The organism is Rahnella inusitata (assembly GCF_965118895.1).
GTDB lineage: Bacteria > Pseudomonadota > Gammaproteobacteria > Enterobacterales > Enterobacteriaceae > Rahnella > Rahnella inusitata_A.
Window position 1 is genome coordinate 243748 of the sequence record NZ_CBCPJJ010000002.1, and the last position, 18499, is coordinate 262246.

Here is an 18499-nt window from a genome sequence, read left to right on the forward strand (position 1 = left end):
TTGAACCCCAGAGGGGGCTGATGGGTACAGAAGGCGTTTAGATGCCTCCTGTATAGACTACGCTTATAAAATAAGAGATCTCTATAATGTTGTCAACATTCGATAGCGACAAGCTTAAGCTCATCCGTGAGTCAGAAAGACTAAATGTTAAGCAAACTGCTGAATTGGTCGGGATAAACTACGTGACTTATCATGGCTATGAGAGTGGAAAAGCAAAGATGTCTTTAGAGTCAGCAATGAAGTTTTTCAAACATCCTCGTTTCAGAAAGTACCGCGATTGGTTTATGTTCGATGAGATAGACCCAGCGAAGGGGCAAATCGCTCCAGCTCTCGCACACTATTTGCCAGACGAAACAGGCTCCACCCGCTAACAGCGGAAAATTGGTTAGATATTTACTATCTTTGGGCTGAAGAACTAGAGATAGAAATTGAGCAGTACATCCGAGGGTTATCTTATGTCGATTAAGAAACTCGAAGATGGTCGCTTTGAAGTAGATGTAAGACCACGGGGACGCGAAGGAAAGCGCATCCGTAAAAAGTTTGACCGTAAAACTGATGCCCATGCTTACGAGCGAAGCATTATTGCAAAATACCAGAACTATGATTATCTCAACCGACCCGCTGACAAACGTCGCTTGAGTGAGTTCATCGAAACTTGGTGGATTTTGCTAGGTCGGAACCTGCCATATGCAAGGCGGAGATTAAGCACAGTGAACGGGATTTGCCGAGACATGAACGATCCGATGCTCTATCAAATAGATTCTCGGTGCTTGATTGAATACCGAGCCGATCGCTTAGAGAGAGGGATTAAGGCATCCACTATTAATCATGACCTTTTTGCCTTGAGTGGTATTTTCAAAGCAATGGGAGCGATTGATGAGTTCCATGGTGAAAATCTAGTTGCTACGCTCGCCCCACTGAGAGAGGTTCGCTCAGAGATGTCATATCTCACAGACGTCGAGATCGATACTCTTCTATCTTCGATAAAGGGTGATTATTACCGGATAGCTATTCTCTGTTTAGCAACAGGTGCGCGGTGGGGTGAGGCATACGGTCTCAAGGCTGAAAATATCATCCAGAATAACGTGATGTTCTCCCATACTAAAAATGGAGAAAAACGTGTTGTCCCTATCTCACAAGAAGTTGCAGACATCGTTAAGAACCGTGAAACAGGCCGCTTATTCAAAGTAAGTTACAGTCGGTTTCGTAAAATGATGAAAGCGGCAAAGCCAAACCTGCCGGATGGTCAAGCTGCACATGCTCTGCGTCATACTTTTGCCACTCATTTCATGATGAAGGGCGGAAATATAATCACGCTGCAAAGAATATTAGGCCATGCGGATGTCTCGCAAACTATGACATACGCTCACTTCTCCCCGGACTATCTGGCCGATGCGGTAAGTTTTAACCCGCTATCAAAAGTGTCCACATTGCGACCACACATTGAAGGTCAAAAGGGGGTAAATGGGGTATAGCGGGGTCTTAACTTATTGATTCTCCGTAGTCACTTAGGTGGCTACGGGGTACCAATTCCCCCCAGCAAGGGGAAGGTCAAGGAGTCAAAATGAATATCAGTGATGTGGCGAAAAAAACCGGGCTGACCAGCAAAGCGATCCGTTTTTACGAAGAGAAAGGGCTGGTGACTGCGCCGATGCGCAGTGAAAACGGTTATCGCAGCTACGCGCAAAAACACATTGAAGAGCTGACGCTGCTGCGTCAGGCGCGGCAGGTGGGATTTACGCTTGATGAGTGTCAGGAGCTAGTGGCGCTGTTCCATAATCCCGAGCGCCACAGTGCCGATGTGAAAGCTCGTACGCTGGAAAAGGCCGCGGAAATTGCGCGGCACATTGAAGAGCTGAAAGTGATGCGCCAGCGTCTGCTCACGCTGGCGGAGTCCTGTCCGGGAGATGACGGTGCAAACTGCCCGATCATCGACAATCTCAGTGGCTGTTGTCACAATCCTCAGGATTTGCGGGATTGAGGTTCCACCCGCAGCGTCGCGCCTTCCACACCGGTGATAATGACTTCGTCACCGACGCTTAAGGGCGAGGTACAGATTGCCCGCCAGCTGCTGTCGCCGATTTTTACCCGCGTGAAGTGATTTACCAGCGGCTCAATCGCGGTGGCATAAGTGCCCACCAGCTGCTGGCCGCGCTGGTTCAGCGACGCGTTGTTGCTGTTTTTATCCACGCGCTGATTTAGCCACTTCCACCACAACCACGCGGCGATAATGGTGAGTACGGCAAACGCCGCACCCTGCCATTCCCACGGCAGCGGCAGGATCCAGGTAACTAACCCTACCAGCGCCGCAGCGACGCCGCTCCACAACAAATAACCGCTGGCCCCGACGAGCTCAGCTGCCAGTAACAGGCCGCCGAGCGACAGCCAGAACAGATGCGGCGTTGCCATCAGGTTTTGCAGCATTATTTGCCGCCTTTAGTTTCTTTTAGTAATTCAGCGATACCACCAATCGAGCCCATCAGGCTGCTGGCATCCAGCGGCATCATAATCACTTTGCTGTTGTTGGCGGAGCCAATTTTGGTCAGTGCGTCGGTGTATTTCTGTGCCACAAAGTAATTGATGGCATGAACGCTGCCCGCCGCGATGGCTTCAGACACCATTTTGGTCGCCTGCGCTTCGGCTTCTGCTGCACGTTCACGCGCTTCAGCCTGTAAGAATGCCGACTGACGTTCACCTTCTGCTTTGAGGATCTGCGACTGCTTTTCACCTTCAGCGCGCAGAATAGCCGACTGACGCACACCCTCCGCTTCAAGAATATCGGCACGCTTGGTACGTTCAGCTTTCATCTGCGCGTTCATCGCAGAAATCAGTTCAGCCGGTGGACGCACGTCGCGGATTTCGATACGGGTGATTTTTACCCCCCACGGATTGGTGGCTTCATCGACGATATGCAGCAAACGTGCGTTGATATTGTCGCGCTGCGACAGCATCTCGTCGAGTTCCATTGAACCGAGAACGGTACGGAAGTTGGTCATGGTCAGGTTGACGATCGCCTGTTCCAGATTACTGACTTCATAGGCGGCACGCGCCGGGTCGATGACCTGAATGAAACACACAGCATCGATGGCAACATTGGCGTTATCGCGGGAGATCACTTCCTGGGAGGGGATATCCAGCACCTGTTCCATCATGTTGATCTTGCGACCGACGCGGTCAACAAAAGGTACAACGAGGTTCAGCCCCGGCATCAGGGTTTTGGTATAACGGCCGAAGCGTTCGACGGTCCACTGGTAGCCTTGCGGCACTATCTTGATCCCGGCATAAACCACCAGCAGCGCGAGCACGATTAGAATGATGATTGGGATGGGAATAAGGTCAAACATAGTATGAAACTCCTGTAAAACTGTGTCCTGAATATTCCGGCTGGAATATCGCGATAAAACAAGTCCCTGAGCGTTTACCGATGGCAAGACGCGAGGTCAATTGTCGCACACTTACGTGAGTCATCGTATTAATAAAGGATAGTTCAGAGGGGAAAAAGACAGGAAAAAGGGCACAAAAATACGCACACCGGCTGGGGGAGGGCCGGTGTGCGCCAGGGTCTTAATTCGTTACTTTCTAATCAATCAGTACAGCAGAGAATATAGCTGACGGCGATATTTTGCGGCCAGCGCATCGCCGGTGCCTAATGCGGCCATAATATCCATCAGCGTTTTACGCGCAGTACCGTTCGCCGCACCTAAATCTTTCTTCAGCGGTGCCATCAGCAGATCCAGCGCTTCCTCGTTACGCCCGACCTGATGCAGTTGCAGGCTGAGTTTCACCACCAGCTCGGCGTTATCCGGATCGCCTGACAGTTCCATCTGAAGTTGTTGAATCTCAGGGGTATCCGCCGCTTGCTTCAGCAGTTCAATCTGCGCGATAAGTCCCTGATAGCGGGAATCTTTATCCTGCAACGGAATGGTCGCCAGCACGGCTTCGGCGTCATCGATGCGGTTCAGATGAATGTGTGTTTCAGCCAGCAGCAGACCGATATCGCTGCGCTGATTGCTCAGCTGCCACGCGTCTTTCAGCAACGGCAGCGCTTCCTGCACGTTGCCTTCCTGCAACAGTTCCTGCGCCTGAGCCAGTTTCAGCTCTTCTTCTTTAGGCAGGACTTTTTGCAGCAGTTCGCGGATCACCTCTTCCGGCTGCGGCCCCTGGAAACCATCCACCGGCTGACCGTCTTTGAACAGGTAAACCGCAGGAATGGAACGCAGGCCAAACTGTTGGGCGATCATCTGCTGCACATCGCAATCGACCTTCGCCAGAATGAGCTGACCGGCGTATTCGGCGGCCAGCCGGTCAAGAATTGGCCCCAGTTGCAGGCAGTGCTGGCTGCGTTCGGACCAGAAGTAGAACATCACCGGGACAGACATGGATTGCTCCAGCGCCTGTTGCAGATTGGTTTCGTCGATATCGATAATAGTCGGTTGTGCAAGCATGAATTCGTTCTCTCGCTACCCTTCATACTTCGAGCTGCAGATGCGTGGCTACGCTCATTCACCCGGCTCACTGAGTTATCTCAGCTCCCGGGGACTCATGCGCCTGGCGCCTTACTGCAACTCAAATTATTTTGGGTATTTAAAATTAAAGTATTAAGAAACAAGTGGGGGCGGGCAATCGCTGCTTCAACCCCTGACTGCTTTTACTCAGCTGTTTCCGCGTAAAACTTTGTCCAGCAAGCGGCCAGGCAACAGACGTTTAAGTACGGTCAGTGCATGGGCGACCAGCGTCACCGGATAACGCAGGCGTGCGCGCGGATTTTCTAAAGCATGGTGCAGTTTTGGCAAAACTGCTTCCGGCTTGAGCGTAAAACGTTGCGCGATCCCCGGATTTTCCACCGGCTGGTCAGCCTGTGACTGATTCACATTGGCGGTGAAATTGCTGCTCAGCGGGCCGGGTTCGATCAGGCTGACCTGAATGCCGGTGCCATGCAGCTCCATGCGCAGCGTATCGGACCAGGCTTCCAGCGCAAATTTACTTGCGGCATAGACGCCACGGCGCGGCGTGGTAATCAGCCCCATCACCGAACTGGTCTGGATAATGCGCCCCTCGCCGTGCGGTAACATGGCAGGCAGCAAAAGCTGTGTCAGCTGATGGGTGCCGAACAGGTTGGTGGAAAATTGCTTCTCGAATTGCGCCCGGCTGATGCTGCTCAGCGGGCCGTAAACGCCATATCCGGCGTTGTTGAACAGGCCATACAGGCGGTTGCCGGTCAGCGCGATGACTTCGGCAGCGGCCTGTGCGACGCTGTGTTCGTCATCGAGATCTAACTGTACGGTCTCAAATCCCATCTGCTCAAGTGTGTCAATATCCTGCGCTTTCCTGCAGGCGGCCAGCACCCGATAACCACGACTGCGCAAATCCTGCGCCGCAACCAGCCCGATACCGCTGGAACAACCGGTGATTAATACTGCTTTTTGCATAACTTTACCTGTGAGGTGTCCCTATTTTTTATAGCTGTGATTTACTAGGGAGTCGGGTGAAAAAGGTAACGTCTTGGTTTTACTCACGTCCCGGTATTATTTTATTTATCGTATTTTAAACCTAATTACTCAGCAGCGGAGCCAGTTTCTCAGCCATCCAGTCGGCGATAAACGGCTGAGCGGCCAGCGCAGGATGTAAACCGTCGTCCTGCATCCATTCCGGCTTCGCGGCGACCTGTTCCATAAAGAACGGCACCAGCGGCACGTTTTCCTGCTTCGCCAGCGCGGGATAGATGGCGTAGAACGCATCACCGTAGCGGCGGCCATAGTTTGGCGGCAGGCGGATTTGCATCAACAACGGTTGGGCATCGGCCTGCTTTATCTGGCTGATAATCTGCGTCAGCGTTTGTGAAATAGTTTGTGGCGGGAAACCCCGCAGCCCGTCGTTGGCACCCAGTTCAATCAGCACCCAGCGTGGATGATGTTGTTGCAGCAGCGCAGACAGTCGCGCCAGCCCTTGTTCGGCGGTATCGCCGCTGATGCTGGCGTTAATAATGGTGGGTTTATTCCCCTCTTTTTTCCATTTGTTATTAAGCAGTGACGGCCACGATTCGGCTACCGGAAGGCGATAGACAGCACTCAAACTGTCGCCAATAATCAGCAAGTTATCAGCAGCAACGGCGCGAAAACTCAATAATCCTAACAACATAAGGAAGGGGAGATGCCAGCGGAAAACGTTCTTGAAGTTCATCATCTTAATAAGCACGTCGGTCAGGGTGAAGGACAGCTAACCATCCTGTCCGGTGTGGAGCTGGTTGTCAAACCGGCGCAGACAATTGCGCTGATCGGCGAGTCAGGTTCCGGCAAATCCACGTTACTTGGAATTCTTGCCGGGCTGGACGACGGCTCCAGCGGCGACGTGGTATTGCTCGGCAAATCTCTCAGTTCGCTTAACGAAGAAGGCCGCGCCGCGCTGCGTGCGAAAAATGTCGGCTTTGTGTTCCAGTCCTTCATGCTGGTGCCGACGCTGAATGCGCTGGAAAACGTTCAGCTTCCGGCGTTGCTGCGCGGTGAAAGTGACAGCAACAGCCGTCAGCAGGCAGTGCAGTTGCTGGAAAGCCTCGGGCTGGGCGGGCGTTTGCATCATCTTCCGGCACAGCTTTCCGGCGGCGAGCAGCAGCGTGTTGCGCTGGCGCGGGCATTTATCGGCAAGCCGAAATTACTGTTCGCCGATGAACCCACCGGCAATCTGGATCGCGCTACCGGCGAGCGCATCGTCGATCTCTTGTTCTCTCTGAACCGCGATGCGGCCACCACGCTGATTCTGGTCACCCATGACGAGCAACTGGCTGCGCGCTGCCAGCGGCGTCTGCGTCTGCGTGACGGTAAGTTGTGGGAGGAAGCATGATCTGGCGATGGTTCTGGCGTGAATGGCGTTCGCCTTCGTTACTGATCGTCTGGCTGGCGTTGACGCTGGCGGTGGCCTGCGTGCTGGCGCTCGGCAGTATCAGTGACCGAATGGATAAAGGGCTGAGCCAGCAAAGTCGCGAGTTTATCGTCGGTGACCGCGTGTTGCGATCTTCGCATCCGATCACCGAAGCCTGGTTGCAGGACGCGGAAAAGCAGGGGCTGAAGGTCAGCCGCCAGCTTTCTTTCATGACCATGACGTTCGCCGGAAACACGCCTCAGCTGGCGTCGGTGAAAGCCACCGATCTGGCCTATCCGTTGTACGGAACATTACAGACTGAACCGGTCGGGCTGAAACCGGAACCGGGCACCGTGCTGGTCGCGCCGCGTCTGCTGGCGTTGCTGAACGTGAAAGTGGGTGACAATCTGGATGTCGGCGATGCCACGCTGAAAATTGCCGGCGTGATTGTGCAGGAACCGGACTCGGGCTTTAATCCGTTCCAGACGGCTCCGCGTGTAATTATGAATCAGGAAGATGTGCCGAAAACCGGTGCCGTCCAGCCAGGCAGCCGTCTGACCTATCGCTATATGTTTGCCGGAACGCCTGAGGCGATTCAGAGCTACGGCGACGCCATTAAAGGATTGCTGAAACCCGATCAGCGCTGGACCGGCATGGAAGATTCCGACGGTGCGCTGGGCAAATCCCTGCAACGTTCGCAGCAGTTCCTCACGCTCTCGGCATTGCTGACACTGATGTTGTCGATTGCCGCGATAGCCGTATCGATGGGGCATTATTGCCGCAGCCGTTACGATCTGGTGGCGGTGCTCAAAACGCTCGGCGCCGGTAAGAAGGCGCTGCGCAGGCTGATCATCGGCCAGTGGATAGCGGTAATGGTGCTGGCAGGCATTTGCGGCAGTGTGGTCGGGCTGGCGTTTGAAGCGGGGCTGATGAAGGTACTGGCACCGGTTCTGCCTGCGGCGCTTCCGCCCGCCGGCGTCTGGCCGTGGGTGTGGTCGATGGGCGCGATGGTGGTGATCTCGTTGCTGATCGGTATCCGCCCGTACCGCCAGCTGCTGGCGACTCAGCCACTGCGCGTGTTGCGTAACGACGTAGTCGCCAACGTCTGGCCGCTGCGCTATTTCCTGCCGGTGATGGTGCTGGTGGTGGTCGGGTTGCTGGCGGCGCTGATGGGCGGAAGTTCGCTGCTCTGGTCACTGCTGGCAGGCGTACTGGTGCTGTCTCTGTTGCTGGGGGTGATCGGCTGGGGCGCGCTGTTATTACTGCGCCGCCTGACATTCCGCCAGCTGCCGCTGCGTCTGGCGGTGAACCGCCTTCTGCGTCAGCCTTGGGTAACGCTGAGCCAGCTGGCGGCGTTCTCGATGTCGTTTATGTTGCTGGCCTTGCTGCTGGTGATGCGCGGGGACTTGCTGGATCGCTGGGAGCAACAACTGCCGCCGGACAGCCCGAATTATTTCCTGCTCAACATCACTAAAGAGCAAATCCCGCAGGTGACGGATTTCCTGCATCAGCACAAAGCCGCGCCGGAAACCTTCTATCCGATTGTGCGTGTACGTCTGACCAAAATTAACGACAAGATTGCTACCGATATCATCAAACCTGACGATGCGGGCGGTGAGGCGGTGAACCGCGAGCTGAACCTGACGTGGATGAACGGCCTGCCGGATCACAATCCGCTGGTCGCAGGCAACGGGCCGCCGAAAGCCGGTGAAGTGTCTATCGACGAAGGGCTGGCGGGGCGTCTGGGCGTGAAGCTCGGCGATACCGTAACTTTCAACGGTGATACGCAGGATTTCAGCGCCAAAATTACCAGCCTGCGTAAAGTGGACTGGGACAGCCTGAAACCAAACTTCTACTTCATCTTCCCACCGGGCGCGCTCGACGGCCAGCCGCAAAGCTGGCTGACCAGCTTCCGCTATCACGGCGACGACAGCACGATCACGCAGTTCAACCGCCAGTTTCCGACGGTCAGCATGCTGGATATCGGCTCGATTTTGCGTCAGGTTGGACAGGTTCTGCAGCAGGTGAGCAGGGCGCTGGAAGTGATGGTGATTCTGGTGATGTTGTGTGGCGGCCTGCTTTTGCTGGCACAAATTCAGGTTGGGATGCGTCAGCGGCGTCAGGAGCTGATCGTTTATCGCACGCTCGGTGCCAGTAAAAAGATGCTGCACCGCACGCTGTGGTGTGAGTTTGCGGTACTCGGGCTGGTCGCCGGTATCGCGGCGGCCATCGGGGCGGAAGCGGCATTATGGCTGTTGCAGCGCAAAGTGTTCGATTTCCCCTGGGAACCGAATTACCTGATGTGGATTGCCGTACCGGTAGTCAGCGCACTACTGCTCTCGGTCTGCGGCGGCTGGCTGGGTGTGCGGTTGCTGCGGGGAAGGGCGTTGTTTCGGCAGTATGACAGTTAATGGTTTTACTCCTCCCCCTTTGCAGGGGAGGGAGCTTAAAGTTACAGCTTTGCCATCGCCCATTCGATCCCGCTGGCGTACTCTTGCGGCAGCATCGGGATCAGTGCGGACAGGTTATCTTTCAGCAGGCTGGCACTGGCATCGTTGAGATTCAGGTGTCCGACTTTACGTCCGGGACGGACTTCTTTCTCGTACCAGTGCAGGTTCACCAGCGGCAGGCTGAGCCACTGCGTAGTGACATCTGTACCAATCAGATTGACCATCACCGACGGCGTACTGACGACAGGTTTCGGCAGTGGCAGGCCAAGGATCGCCCGCAGGTGCATTTCAAACTGGCTATAAGATGCGCCGTTTTGCGTCCAGTGCCCGCTGTTATGTACGCGTGGTGCCAGCTCGTTGATCAACAAACCTTCGCTGACCACAAAACACTCCATCGCCATCACGCCGACATAATTGAGTTCATTAAGGATTGCCGACAACATGTTTTCCGCCTGCTGTTGCAGGGCGACGTCGGGCTGCGGCAGCGCTACGCTGGTGCGCAGAATGCCGTCCTGATGCAGGTTGTGGGTGAGCGGATAAAAGACAGTTTTGCCATCGTGACCGCGCGCACCGACCAGCGACACTTCGCCGGAAAAATTGATGCCCTGTTCAACGATGCATTCGCCGTAGCAGTCTTTCGGCAATGTCGCTTCTTCGCCAGAACGCAGACGCCATTGGCCGCGGCCGTCGTAACCGCCGACGCGACGTTTTACAATCGCCAGTTCACCGAGCTTTGAGAATACCTGCGGCCATTCGGCGGCATCAGCCAGTAACTGCCACGGCGCGGTGGCCAGACTGAGCTTATCCAGTAACTGCTTTTGCGTCAGGCGATCGGCCAGACGCGGAAAAATGTCGCGGTTCACGAACGCGGTGTGCGTCGCCAGTTCGCGGGTCAGCGCGGTTTCCGGCCAGCGTTCGATTTCGGCGGTGATGACGCTTTGCTGATAAGGCACGGCTTCCGGCTCGGCATCAAGACCCACCGGATAAACGGCAATCCCCAGCGGTTCGCCCGCCTGACGCAGCATTCTGCCTAACTGACCGTTTCCGAGTACGCAGACGGGCTTCATGCTTCCTCCCGCGGATCCGGATTATTCAGGACTTCATCGGTTTGTGCCTTGCGCCATGCGGCCAGGTTTTTGCTGATTTGAGTATCGTGCAGTGCCAGAATTTGTGCGGCCAGCAGGGCGGCGTTCGCAGCACCTGCTTTGCCGATAGCCAGCGTACCCACCGGAATGCCGCGCGGCATTTGTACGATGGAATACAGGCTGTCGATGCCGCTCAGCGCAGCACTTTGCACCGGCACGCCCAGCACGGGTACCAGCGTTTTCGCGGCCAGCATGCCCGGAAGATGCGCCGCGCCGCCTGCGCCTGCGATGATTACATCAAACCCGTTGGCCGAAGCTTGTTCCGCGAAAGTGAACAATTTGTCCGGCGTGCGGTGAGCGGAGACGATATCGACATGGAAAGGAATATTCAGCGTTGTGAGCACTTCGGCGGCGAACTGCATGGTCGCCCAGTCACTTTTAGACCCCATAACGATGGCGATTTTTGCCGGGGTAACGTTGGATGACATGTCTGTATAGCTCCTGTGATTATGCAAGCATCGCCAGAGGACAGGTTCTGGCGGAGAGGGCGCAAATGATATCACGCTCATGAAGCAAGGAAAACGGTTGCGTCGCCGCAGAACCGCGCTTTTTTGCTGAGAAGTTGTCGGCAGATTTGTATAATCCCATCCACTCTATTGATAGCTCACACGACGGGAAACTGATTTATGACGCAGGCTTTACTGGCACCGATTTATGATTTTCTGCACTGTGAAACACCGGCTCTGTGGGTGGATGTTGCGCTGGAAAATCAGGCGGTGATGCTGATTGACCACGCCAACTGCGAAAAGAAGGCGGCGGCCACGGCGATGAGCCTGATGACCAAATACCTCGACCGTACCGAATTATTATTTTGTGCCGCGCGGCTGGCACGCGAAGAGCTGCACCACTTCGAGCAGGTGGTGGAAATCATGCAAAAGCGCAACGTCACTTACACCCAGCTTTCGCCGTCGCGCTATGCCAGCGGCATGATCAAACACACCCGGCATCACGACGATCTGAATATTCTGGTGGACCGGCTGATTATCGGTGCCTACATCGAGGCGCGTTCCTGCGAACGTTTCGCTAAAATCGCGCCACATCTGGATGACACATTGTCGCGTTTTTACACGTCACTTTTGCGCTCGGAATCACGGCACTTCGCCGATTATCTGGCGCTGGCGGAGCAGTATGCCGGCACGGATATCAGCGATCGGGTGGAATTTTTCGGGAGGATTGAAGCGGAGTTAATTTTGTCGCCGGATGAACAGTTCCGTTTTCACAGCGGAACACCCGTGTGCGGTCTCAAAACGGGAAGCTGACCAGCTCCACGTTTTCTGCAGTCACTTTGACCATCGATCCTTCTTCGTGCCATGCGCCCAATACCACGCGGTGGCCGGTTTTATCACCGAGCGGGACGTCGTGGACTGCGGGGCGATGCGTGTGGCCGTGAATCATCCATTCAACGCCTGCCGCCTGCATTTCGCTGACCACCGCCTGAGGATTGACATCCATAATTGCCAGTGATTTTCCCCGATTTGAGGCTTTGCTATTGGCGCGCATTTTGGCGGCAATGCCCAGACGCCATTTTAGCGGCAACATCAGGAACAGCTTTTGGATCAGCGGATGGTGCACTTTTTTGCGGAAGTTCTGATAGGCGACGTCATCGGTACACAGCGTGTCACCGTGCAGGATCAGCACGCGGCGACCATAGAGTTCGAGGACTTTCTTTTCCGGCAGAAGCGTCATCAGGCTGTCGCGCGCGAAACGTCTGCCGAGCAGAAAATCGCGGTTGCCGTGGATGAAGAAACAGGGCACGCCTTGCTGATGGAGGTGGTTTAACGCCGCAGCGATTTGCTTATGCAACGGCTCAGGATCATCGTCACCAATCCAGGCTTCGAATAAGTCACCGAGAATGTACAGCGCGTCGGCCTGCGGCGCATCTTCGCGTAAAAAACGCAGAAAACCGGCAGTGATTGCCGGTTCCTGTGCGCAAAGATGAATATCTGCGATAAAAAACGTGGTCATCCCGACGTGTTCTTAATAAACGTCGGTTATTCGCTGACTGTAACGCTTTTGATCACAACATCTTCTTTTGGAACGTCCTGGTGCATGCCGCTGCGACCGGTTTTTACCGCTCTGATCGCATCAACCACGTCCTGACCTTCAACCACTTCTGCGAATACGCAGTAACCCCAACCTTGCGCGTTTTTGCCGCTATGGTTCAGGAAATCGTTGTCAGTCACGTTGATGAAGAACTGTGCAGTGGCAGAGTGCGGATCGTTGGTACGCGCCATCGCCAGGGTGCCTTTGGTGTTTTTCAGGCCGTTGTCTGCTTCGTTTTTAATCTGAGCATCAGTATTTTTCTGGTTCATGCCTGGCTCAAAACCGCCGCCCTGGATCATGAAACCGTCGATAACACGGTGGAAAATTGTGTTGTCGTAGAAGCCTTTACGGCAATAGTTCAGGAAGTTTTCAACCGTAACGGGCGCTTTGTCAGCAAAAGTTTTTACTACGATGTCGCCGTGGTTGGTGTGGAAAGTGACCATATTAATCATCCTGCTTATGTTGATGTGTGCTCTTAGTAAGAGTCGCTACTATAGCCTTTTCTTATACCATAACTCAAAAGTTGCCGTAAGCAGACGGTTTGTGACGACTAAAGCCCGTCCTGCGGCCTTATGCCGTTTCGGTGAAGGCGTTTTCGTTATATTATGAAGCGGAGTGTCGCGTAAGCGCACAACCATCATTTTCTACGCCCAACACACGGAATAGCCTGATGCTGAAGATTTTTAATACCCTGAGTCGCCAAAAAGAGGAATTCAAACCAATTCATGCCGGTAAAGTCGGGATGTACGTGTGTGGGATCACTGTTTACGACCTGTGTCACATCGGCCACGGTCGCACCTTTGTATCTTTCGACGTGGTTTCGCGCTACCTGCGTTACCTCGGTTACGACCTGAAATATGTGCGTAATATTACCGATATCGACGACAAGATCATCAAACGTGCCGCTGAGAAGGGCGAACATTTTTCGGCCTTAACCGACCGTATGATTGCCGAAATGCACAATGATTTCGCTGCACTGAACATTCTGCCGCCGGATTCTGAACCGCGTGCCACACAGCACATTGATGAAATCATCGACATCGTGCAAAAGCTTATCGATCGCGACCACGCTTACGTGGCGTCGAACGGCGACGTGATGTTCTGGGTGGAAAGCGATCCTGATTACGGTTTGCTGTCCCGTCAGGATCTGGATCAGCTGCAGGCTGGCGCGCGCGTGGAAGTTGAAGCGAATGTGAAACGCAACCCGATGGACTTCGTGCTGTGGAAAATGTCCAAACCGGGCGAACCGAGCTGGACGTCCCCGTGGGGCGAAGGCCGTCCAGGCTGGCACATCGAATGTTCGGCGATGAACTGCAAACAGCTGGGCGATCATTTTGATATCCACGGTGGCGGTTCTGACCTGATGTTCCCGCACCATGAAAACGAAATCGCTCAGTCAAGTTGCGCGCACGACGGCCCGTATGTGAATACCTGGATGCACTCCGGCATGGTAATGATCGACCGTGAGAAGATGTCAAAATCACTGGATAACTTCTTCACCGTGCGCGACGTGCTGAAATATTACGATGCTGAAAGCGTGCGTTACTTCCTGATGTCCGGCCATTACCGCAGCCAGCTCAACTACAGCGAAGAGAATCTGAAACTGGCGCGAACCTCGATGGAACGTCTGTACACCGCACTGCGCGGCACCGACGCCAGTGCGACTCCGGCCGGTGGCGAGGCGTTTGTCGCCCGCTTCCGTGCGGCGATGGACGACGATTTCAACACGCCGGAAGCCTATTCCGTGTTGTTCGATATGGCGCGTGATATCAACCGCCTGAAAACGGAAGACATGGCGGCGGCCAATGGTATGGCGGCAGAATTGCGTCAGCTGGCGGCGGTGCTCGGCTTGCTGGAGCAGGATCCGGAGCAGTTCCTCAAATCCGGTGCGCAGGCGGATAGCGACGACGAAGTGGCTGAAATCGAAGCGTTGATCAAACAGCGTAACGACGCCCGCGCCAGCAAAGACTGGGGCATGGCGGATAAAGCGCGCGACCGTCTGAATGAAATGGGTATCGTTCTGGAAGATGGAGCGGCAGGCACCACCTGGCGCAGAAAGTAGTCCTTTCTCCGTTTTTTCAGCTACGCTCAATGGCTCCCAACCGGGGGCCATTTTTATAAGGATCGTCCTGTGACAACCATGCTTCTGACCTATCAGCCACCCTATGACTGGCAGTGGATGACAGCCTTTCTTGGCGCGCGAGCTTTGCTGGGCGTTGAGCAGCAGGACGGCGAATTCTACCAGCGCACACTGGCGGTAATGCACAAGGGCGAACGGCTGACCGGCTGGTTCAGGATCCGACCATTGCCTGATCTCAACAGCGTTGAACTCGAGGTCTCGCCGTCGCTGGAACCCGTTGCGGATAACGTGGCGAAGCAGGTGCGGCGGTTGCTGGATCTGGATGCTGAACCGGAGCAGATCGCCGCCGGGCTGGGGGCGCTGGCGGAAAATGCCATCGGGCTGAGATTGCCGGGCTGTGTGAACCGTTTTGAACTGGTGGTCAGGGCGATCCTCGGACAACTGGTCAGCGTGAAAATGGCCGCGACGCTGGCGACGCGGCTGACGCAAAAGTGGGGTGAACCGGTGAGGACGCCCTTTGCGGCGCTGACGCATCTATTCCCATCCCCGGCAACCCTCGGGCAACTGACGGTGGACGATTTACGCGGAATTGGCGTGCAGGCGAAACGCGCGGCCTGTCTGATCGGGCTGGCGCAGGCGGTGGAAGAGGGGCGGTTGCCGCTTGATGAAATGACCGATGCGCAGGAAGGAATCAAAATGCTGCTGGCGATGCCCGGCATTGGCAGCTGGACCGCCAGTTATGTGGCGATGCGTGCATGGTCAGCGCCGGATATTTTCCTTGGTGGAGATTATCTGATCAAACAGCGTTTTCCGGGCATGACGCCGGGTAAAATTGCCCGCTACGCCGAAATCTGGCAGCCGTGGCGCACTTACGCCACGTTGCATTTATGGTTCAACCATGACTGGCAGCCGGACACACCTCAGTGAATGCCGAAATAGCCGGTGTTGAGCAGTTTTTCCAGTGAGGTTTCCGGGGCGATGGTGTCGCCGCCAACCAGATCGATGCCGATCCCGGTCAGTTTCTCCAGCGTCTCGGTAATATCGGCCGGTCCCGCCAGCGTCTGAGCATTCAGCCGGTGGGTGTTGCCGTGCAAAATAGTCACCAGTACTTCATGCATCTGGTTGTAATGGATCTGCGCCATAAAGCTCGGGTCGATCTGCACGTAATCCACCGTATCAGCCGGCAGCTGGTTAAATTCCACCATGTTCTTACCAATGTTCTGCACCACAATTTTGCAGCCCCGACGGCGGATTTGTGCAATAAACACCCTTAAATCTGGATGCTTTAGCAGGACTGCGTCGTCAATCATCAGGTTGATTGATGACATTGGCAGCGGCGTTTCATTGAGCATCTCCAGTAAATCAGCGCGCAGCGATGGCAGCAACAAGCCTTCCGTCGACACCGGGATCGCCACGCAAATGCCTTTATTAGCGATGCCCTGTCCGTAATCAATCAGCACGCGGTGTAACAACCAGCGATCAACCTGCGGCATCATGTCGTAGAAATGAGCGGCCTGCAGGAACAGATCGGCGGTTTGCGCCATCTGATTAGGGAGCGCGAGCTGTAAAGACATCTGATAGAAGCACACCGACAGCGGCGTTTTGGGCGGCGACGCCGCACGGCAGTGCAGGGTTATCTGATTTTCACTCAAAATACGGGTGACGTCTTCGGGGCGGAACTGCGCCGTGTGCGAGGAAAGTTGCAGTTTTTGCCGTGATTCAAAGGTGAAAACCCGTCCGCGCCCGTTATGTTTGGCGGTGTAACAGGCGACATCAGCCTGCGCCATGTACTCGCTGCCGCTGATATTGGCATTGTTAATCAGCGTCAGCCCGGCGCTGGCGCCGATGCGGTAAATCTGATCTTCCCAGATAAACTGGTACGCATTGATCTTATTGACCAACTGCTGAAGGGTATTCAGCCCCTGATCCAGCGGACAATCGAAAAGGATCAGCGCAAATTCATCGCCACCCAGCCGCGCCAGACGATCGCTGTTGCGAATGTGATCCTTCATCAGCGTACTGATTTGACGCAGTAATTCGTCGCCTGCCGCGTGGCCCGCCGTATCGTTTATAGCCTTGAAACGGTCGAGATCGATAAACGCCAGACTGTGCGCCTGCTGCTGTACCGCCGTCAGGCTGAGGGCTTTTTTCAGGCTTTTTTCGAAACTGCCGCGATTGGCTAAACCGGTGAGCAGATCATGCGAGGCGCTGTAGCTGAGTTTGCGCATCAGCTCACGGGATTTGCTGACGTCCTGCAAGACCAGCACAATGCCGATCGGTTCATCTTTCAGCGTGCGCAACGGCGATACTGCCAGCTGAACGTCAAACAGGCCGGTGCCGTGGCCGTGCAATACCAGAGACTGCTCGACCGAAGAGTGCAGATTCTCGCTGATATCGAACTGCTGCAAATTATCGAGCAACGGCCCTTCCGGCCCTTTGGTGATATGCACGATACGGCCAACCGGCTGCCCTTGCGCCTCAGACTCTTTCCAGCCGGTCATCTTCTCGGCGACCGGATTCATAAAGGTGATGTTGAGATCCCGGTCGGTCGAAATCACGGCCTCGTTGATGGAATTGAGCGTGATGTGCAGCAGCTCTTTCTCTTCATGCAATGCTTCGGACAGACGTTTATTGGTGATTTCGGTGTGTTTCAGCTCGGTGATATCTTCAATCTGAGAGATGAAATAGAGCGGATTCTGGTTCTCATCGCGCACCAGAGAAACCGCCAACAGCACCCAGACCATTTCGCCGCTGCGGCACAGGTAACGTTTCTCCATGTTGTAGCTCTGAATATCGTCGTCTAACAACTGCTGGAGCAGAGCGAGATCTTTACCTAAATCTTCCGGGTGAGTGATCTCCTGAAACGACAGTGTTTTCAGATAATCCGCCTCATAGCCCAGCAGTTTGCACAGTGATTTATTCACCTGTAGCCATTTGCCCTGCGGCGAGACCAGTGCCATGCCAATCGCCGAATACTCCATCGCGTTACGAAAACGGTTTTCGCTCTGTGTGATGTGCGATTTTTCCGTGCGCAGGGCATGCATCGCCATCGCCATCGCATTCGCGGGGAGCAGAATCAGTAACAGCGGCAGGAAGATCAGCCCTTGTGGGATCTGGATGGCATGAGGCTGGACGGTAATAATGCCGCTGGTTTGCAGCAGGGCAATCATCAGCGTCATCGACAGGAAAATAATAAATGCCTCAATGCGCGGCAAACGAATGGCAGCCCAAAGCAGGGGGATCGTGATAAAGGCGAAGGTATAAGGCAGCCATTTGAGCGCCATAAAACCGAGCGACAGCGTCACAATCAGCGTGACCAGCAATTCAACCAGACGGCGGGAAGTCAGAATTTGCGTGAAATAACCTCGCTGATAGATAAGCCCCAGAGGGGTCAGCGCGAGGATTGCCACCGCTTCGGACATAAACCAGGTCGCAAAACGCTCCTGCAATTGCGCCGAGGTGTGGATGTGCAGAATGTACATCACCATGACCACTGAGCTGACCAGTGGACAGAAAATCACGGCAATGACTAAAAATTTTACCCAGTGACTCAGGCCGGAAAGCGGATCTTGTTGCGGCAATGCCCGACGCAGCAGCAGGGCGCACAGCGTGGCCTCGATCAGATTGTTGAGGGTGTAGGGCAGATAACCCAGGATGTGCGATCCCATCAGGGTATGCGCGGCGGCAATACCTAACGCCGCAGCGCAAAGCAGCGGGATCCAGTCCAGATAACGGTGATGGAACAGCACGGGGATCAGAAACGCCGTGGGTAACCACAATCCTGCCAGACTGGAGGTTTTTTGGATGATATTCAGACAGGCCAGAGCCAGCAGACAAATGGCGATGCCAGTCAGCAGAGGCACTTTCCAGTTGACCTTTTCCACAAGGAACGCGGTCGGTTTGCTTTTTTCCACGGTGAAAACCTT

General features: G+C 54.8%; 18 protein-coding genes. 8 read left to right on the forward strand and 10 right to left on the reverse strand.

Features of this window, described 5'->3' with window-relative positions; translation table 11 throughout:
* Positions 1-86 precede the first annotated feature (86 nt).
* The 3 genes from ACMHLI_RS02710 (at position 87) to cueR (ending at position 1981) form a co-directional block, all read left to right on the forward strand.
* On the forward strand, positions 87-371 hold the full coding sequence (locus ACMHLI_RS02710) for a helix-turn-helix domain-containing protein (RefSeq protein ID WP_413528145.1): 285 nt from the start codon (positions 87-89) through the stop codon (positions 369-371).
* Positions 372-455: 84 nt separating this feature from the next.
* Complete coding sequence (locus ACMHLI_RS02715) at positions 456-1475, forward strand: tyrosine-type recombinase/integrase (RefSeq protein ID WP_413528146.1); 1020 nt, start codon at positions 456-458, stop codon at positions 1473-1475.
* Positions 1476-1564: 89 nt separating this feature from the next.
* Entirely contained in the window at positions 1565-1981 is a 417-nt protein-coding gene (gene cueR, locus ACMHLI_RS02720) for a Cu(I)-responsive transcriptional regulator (protein WP_413528147.1), read from the forward strand.
* Here cueR and ACMHLI_RS02725 read toward each other — a convergent pair.
* The 5 genes from ACMHLI_RS02725 to tesA all read right to left on the reverse strand — a co-directional run bounded on the left by ACMHLI_RS02725 (position 1963) and on the right by tesA (position 6180).
* Positions 1963-2424, reverse strand: coding sequence for an NfeD family protein (locus ACMHLI_RS02725; RefSeq protein ID WP_413528148.1), 462 nt, complete (start codon positions 2422-2424; stop codon positions 1963-1965). The two genes, cueR and ACMHLI_RS02725, sit on opposite strands and share 19 nt — an antisense overlap.
* Entirely contained in the window at positions 2424-3344 is a 921-nt protein-coding gene (locus tag ACMHLI_RS02730; RefSeq protein WP_413528149.1) for an SPFH domain-containing protein, read from the reverse strand. Before ACMHLI_RS02730 ends, ACMHLI_RS02725 begins: the two co-directional genes overlap by 1 nt.
* A 243-nt stretch (positions 3345-3587) precedes the next feature.
* Positions 3588-4445: a co-chaperone YbbN gene (locus ACMHLI_RS02735; protein WP_413528150.1), complete on the reverse strand. Its 858-nt coding sequence runs from the start codon at positions 4443-4445 to the stop codon at positions 3588-3590.
* Between the two features lie 207 nt (positions 4446-4652).
* Positions 4653-5429, reverse strand: coding sequence for an SDR family oxidoreductase (locus ACMHLI_RS02740; protein WP_413528151.1), 777 nt, complete (start codon positions 5427-5429; stop codon positions 4653-4655).
* A gap of 121 nt (positions 5430-5550) precedes the next feature.
* On the reverse strand, positions 5551-6180 hold the full coding sequence (gene tesA, locus ACMHLI_RS02745) for a multifunctional acyl-CoA thioesterase I/protease I/lysophospholipase L1 (RefSeq protein ID WP_413528293.1): 630 nt from the start codon (positions 6178-6180) through the stop codon (positions 5551-5553).
* Between tesA and ybbA the strand changes: the two genes are divergently transcribed.
* A complete protein-coding gene (gene ybbA / locus ACMHLI_RS02750) occupies positions 6151-6837 on the forward strand; it encodes a putative ABC transporter ATP-binding protein YbbA (protein ID WP_413528152.1) in 687 nt (228 codons plus the stop codon). The two genes, tesA and ybbA, sit on opposite strands and share 30 nt — an antisense overlap.
* Positions 6834-9266 carry a putative ABC transporter permease subunit YbbP gene (gene ybbP, locus ACMHLI_RS02755; protein WP_413528153.1) on the forward strand — a complete coding sequence of 811 codons (2433 nt, stop codon included), beginning with the start codon at positions 6834-6836 and terminating at the stop codon, positions 9264-9266. The genes ybbA and ybbP overlap by 4 nt, the downstream gene beginning before the upstream one ends.
* 41 nt (positions 9267-9307) lie before the next feature.
* Here ybbP and purK read toward each other — a convergent pair whose 3' ends face one another.
* Together purK and purE are read right to left on the reverse strand one after the other, a co-directional pair.
* Entirely contained in the window at positions 9308-10372 is a 1065-nt protein-coding gene (gene purK, locus ACMHLI_RS02760; RefSeq protein WP_413528154.1) for a 5-(carboxyamino)imidazole ribonucleotide synthase, read from the reverse strand.
* Positions 10369-10878, reverse strand: a complete 510-nt coding sequence (gene purE, locus ACMHLI_RS02765; RefSeq protein ID WP_413528155.1) for a 5-(carboxyamino)imidazole ribonucleotide mutase — start codon at positions 10876-10878, stop codon at positions 10369-10371. Before purE ends, purK begins: the two co-directional genes overlap by 4 nt.
* Positions 10879-11076: 198 nt before the next feature.
* On the opposite strand from purE, the gene ACMHLI_RS02770 reads away from it, so the two are divergent.
* Positions 11077-11709, forward strand: a complete 633-nt coding sequence (locus tag ACMHLI_RS02770; protein ID WP_413528156.1) for a tRNA-(ms[2]io[6]A)-hydroxylase — start codon at positions 11077-11079, stop codon at positions 11707-11709.
* Here the strand turns inward: ACMHLI_RS02770 and lpxH are convergent.
* A complete protein-coding gene (lpxH, locus tag ACMHLI_RS02775; RefSeq protein ID WP_413528157.1) occupies positions 11693-12415 on the reverse strand; it encodes a UDP-2,3-diacylglucosamine diphosphatase in 723 nt (240 codons plus the stop codon). The genes ACMHLI_RS02770 and lpxH overlap by 17 nt on opposite strands.
* A gap of 26 nt (positions 12416-12441) precedes the next feature.
* Positions 12442-12936, reverse strand: a complete 495-nt coding sequence (ppiB, locus tag ACMHLI_RS02780) for a peptidylprolyl isomerase B (RefSeq protein ID WP_056771274.1) — start codon at positions 12934-12936, stop codon at positions 12442-12444.
* 227 nt (positions 12937-13163) lie between these two features.
* On the opposite strand from ppiB, the gene cysS reads away from it, so the two are divergent.
* Positions 13164-14555, forward strand: a complete 1392-nt coding sequence (gene cysS / locus ACMHLI_RS02785) for a cysteine--tRNA ligase (protein ID WP_413528158.1) — start codon at positions 13164-13166, stop codon at positions 14553-14555.
* A gap of 78 nt (positions 14556-14633) precedes the next feature.
* Complete coding sequence (gene alkA, locus ACMHLI_RS02790) at positions 14634-15500, forward strand: DNA-3-methyladenine glycosylase 2 (RefSeq protein ID WP_413528294.1); 867 nt, start codon at positions 14634-14636, stop codon at positions 15498-15500.
* Here the strand turns inward: alkA and ACMHLI_RS02795 are convergent.
* Positions 15494-18487: a PAS domain S-box protein gene (locus tag ACMHLI_RS02795; protein ID WP_413528159.1), complete on the reverse strand. Its 2994-nt coding sequence runs from the start codon at positions 18485-18487 to the stop codon at positions 15494-15496. The genes alkA and ACMHLI_RS02795 overlap by 7 nt on opposite strands.
* Between the last annotated feature and the right edge of the window lie 12 nt (positions 18488-18499).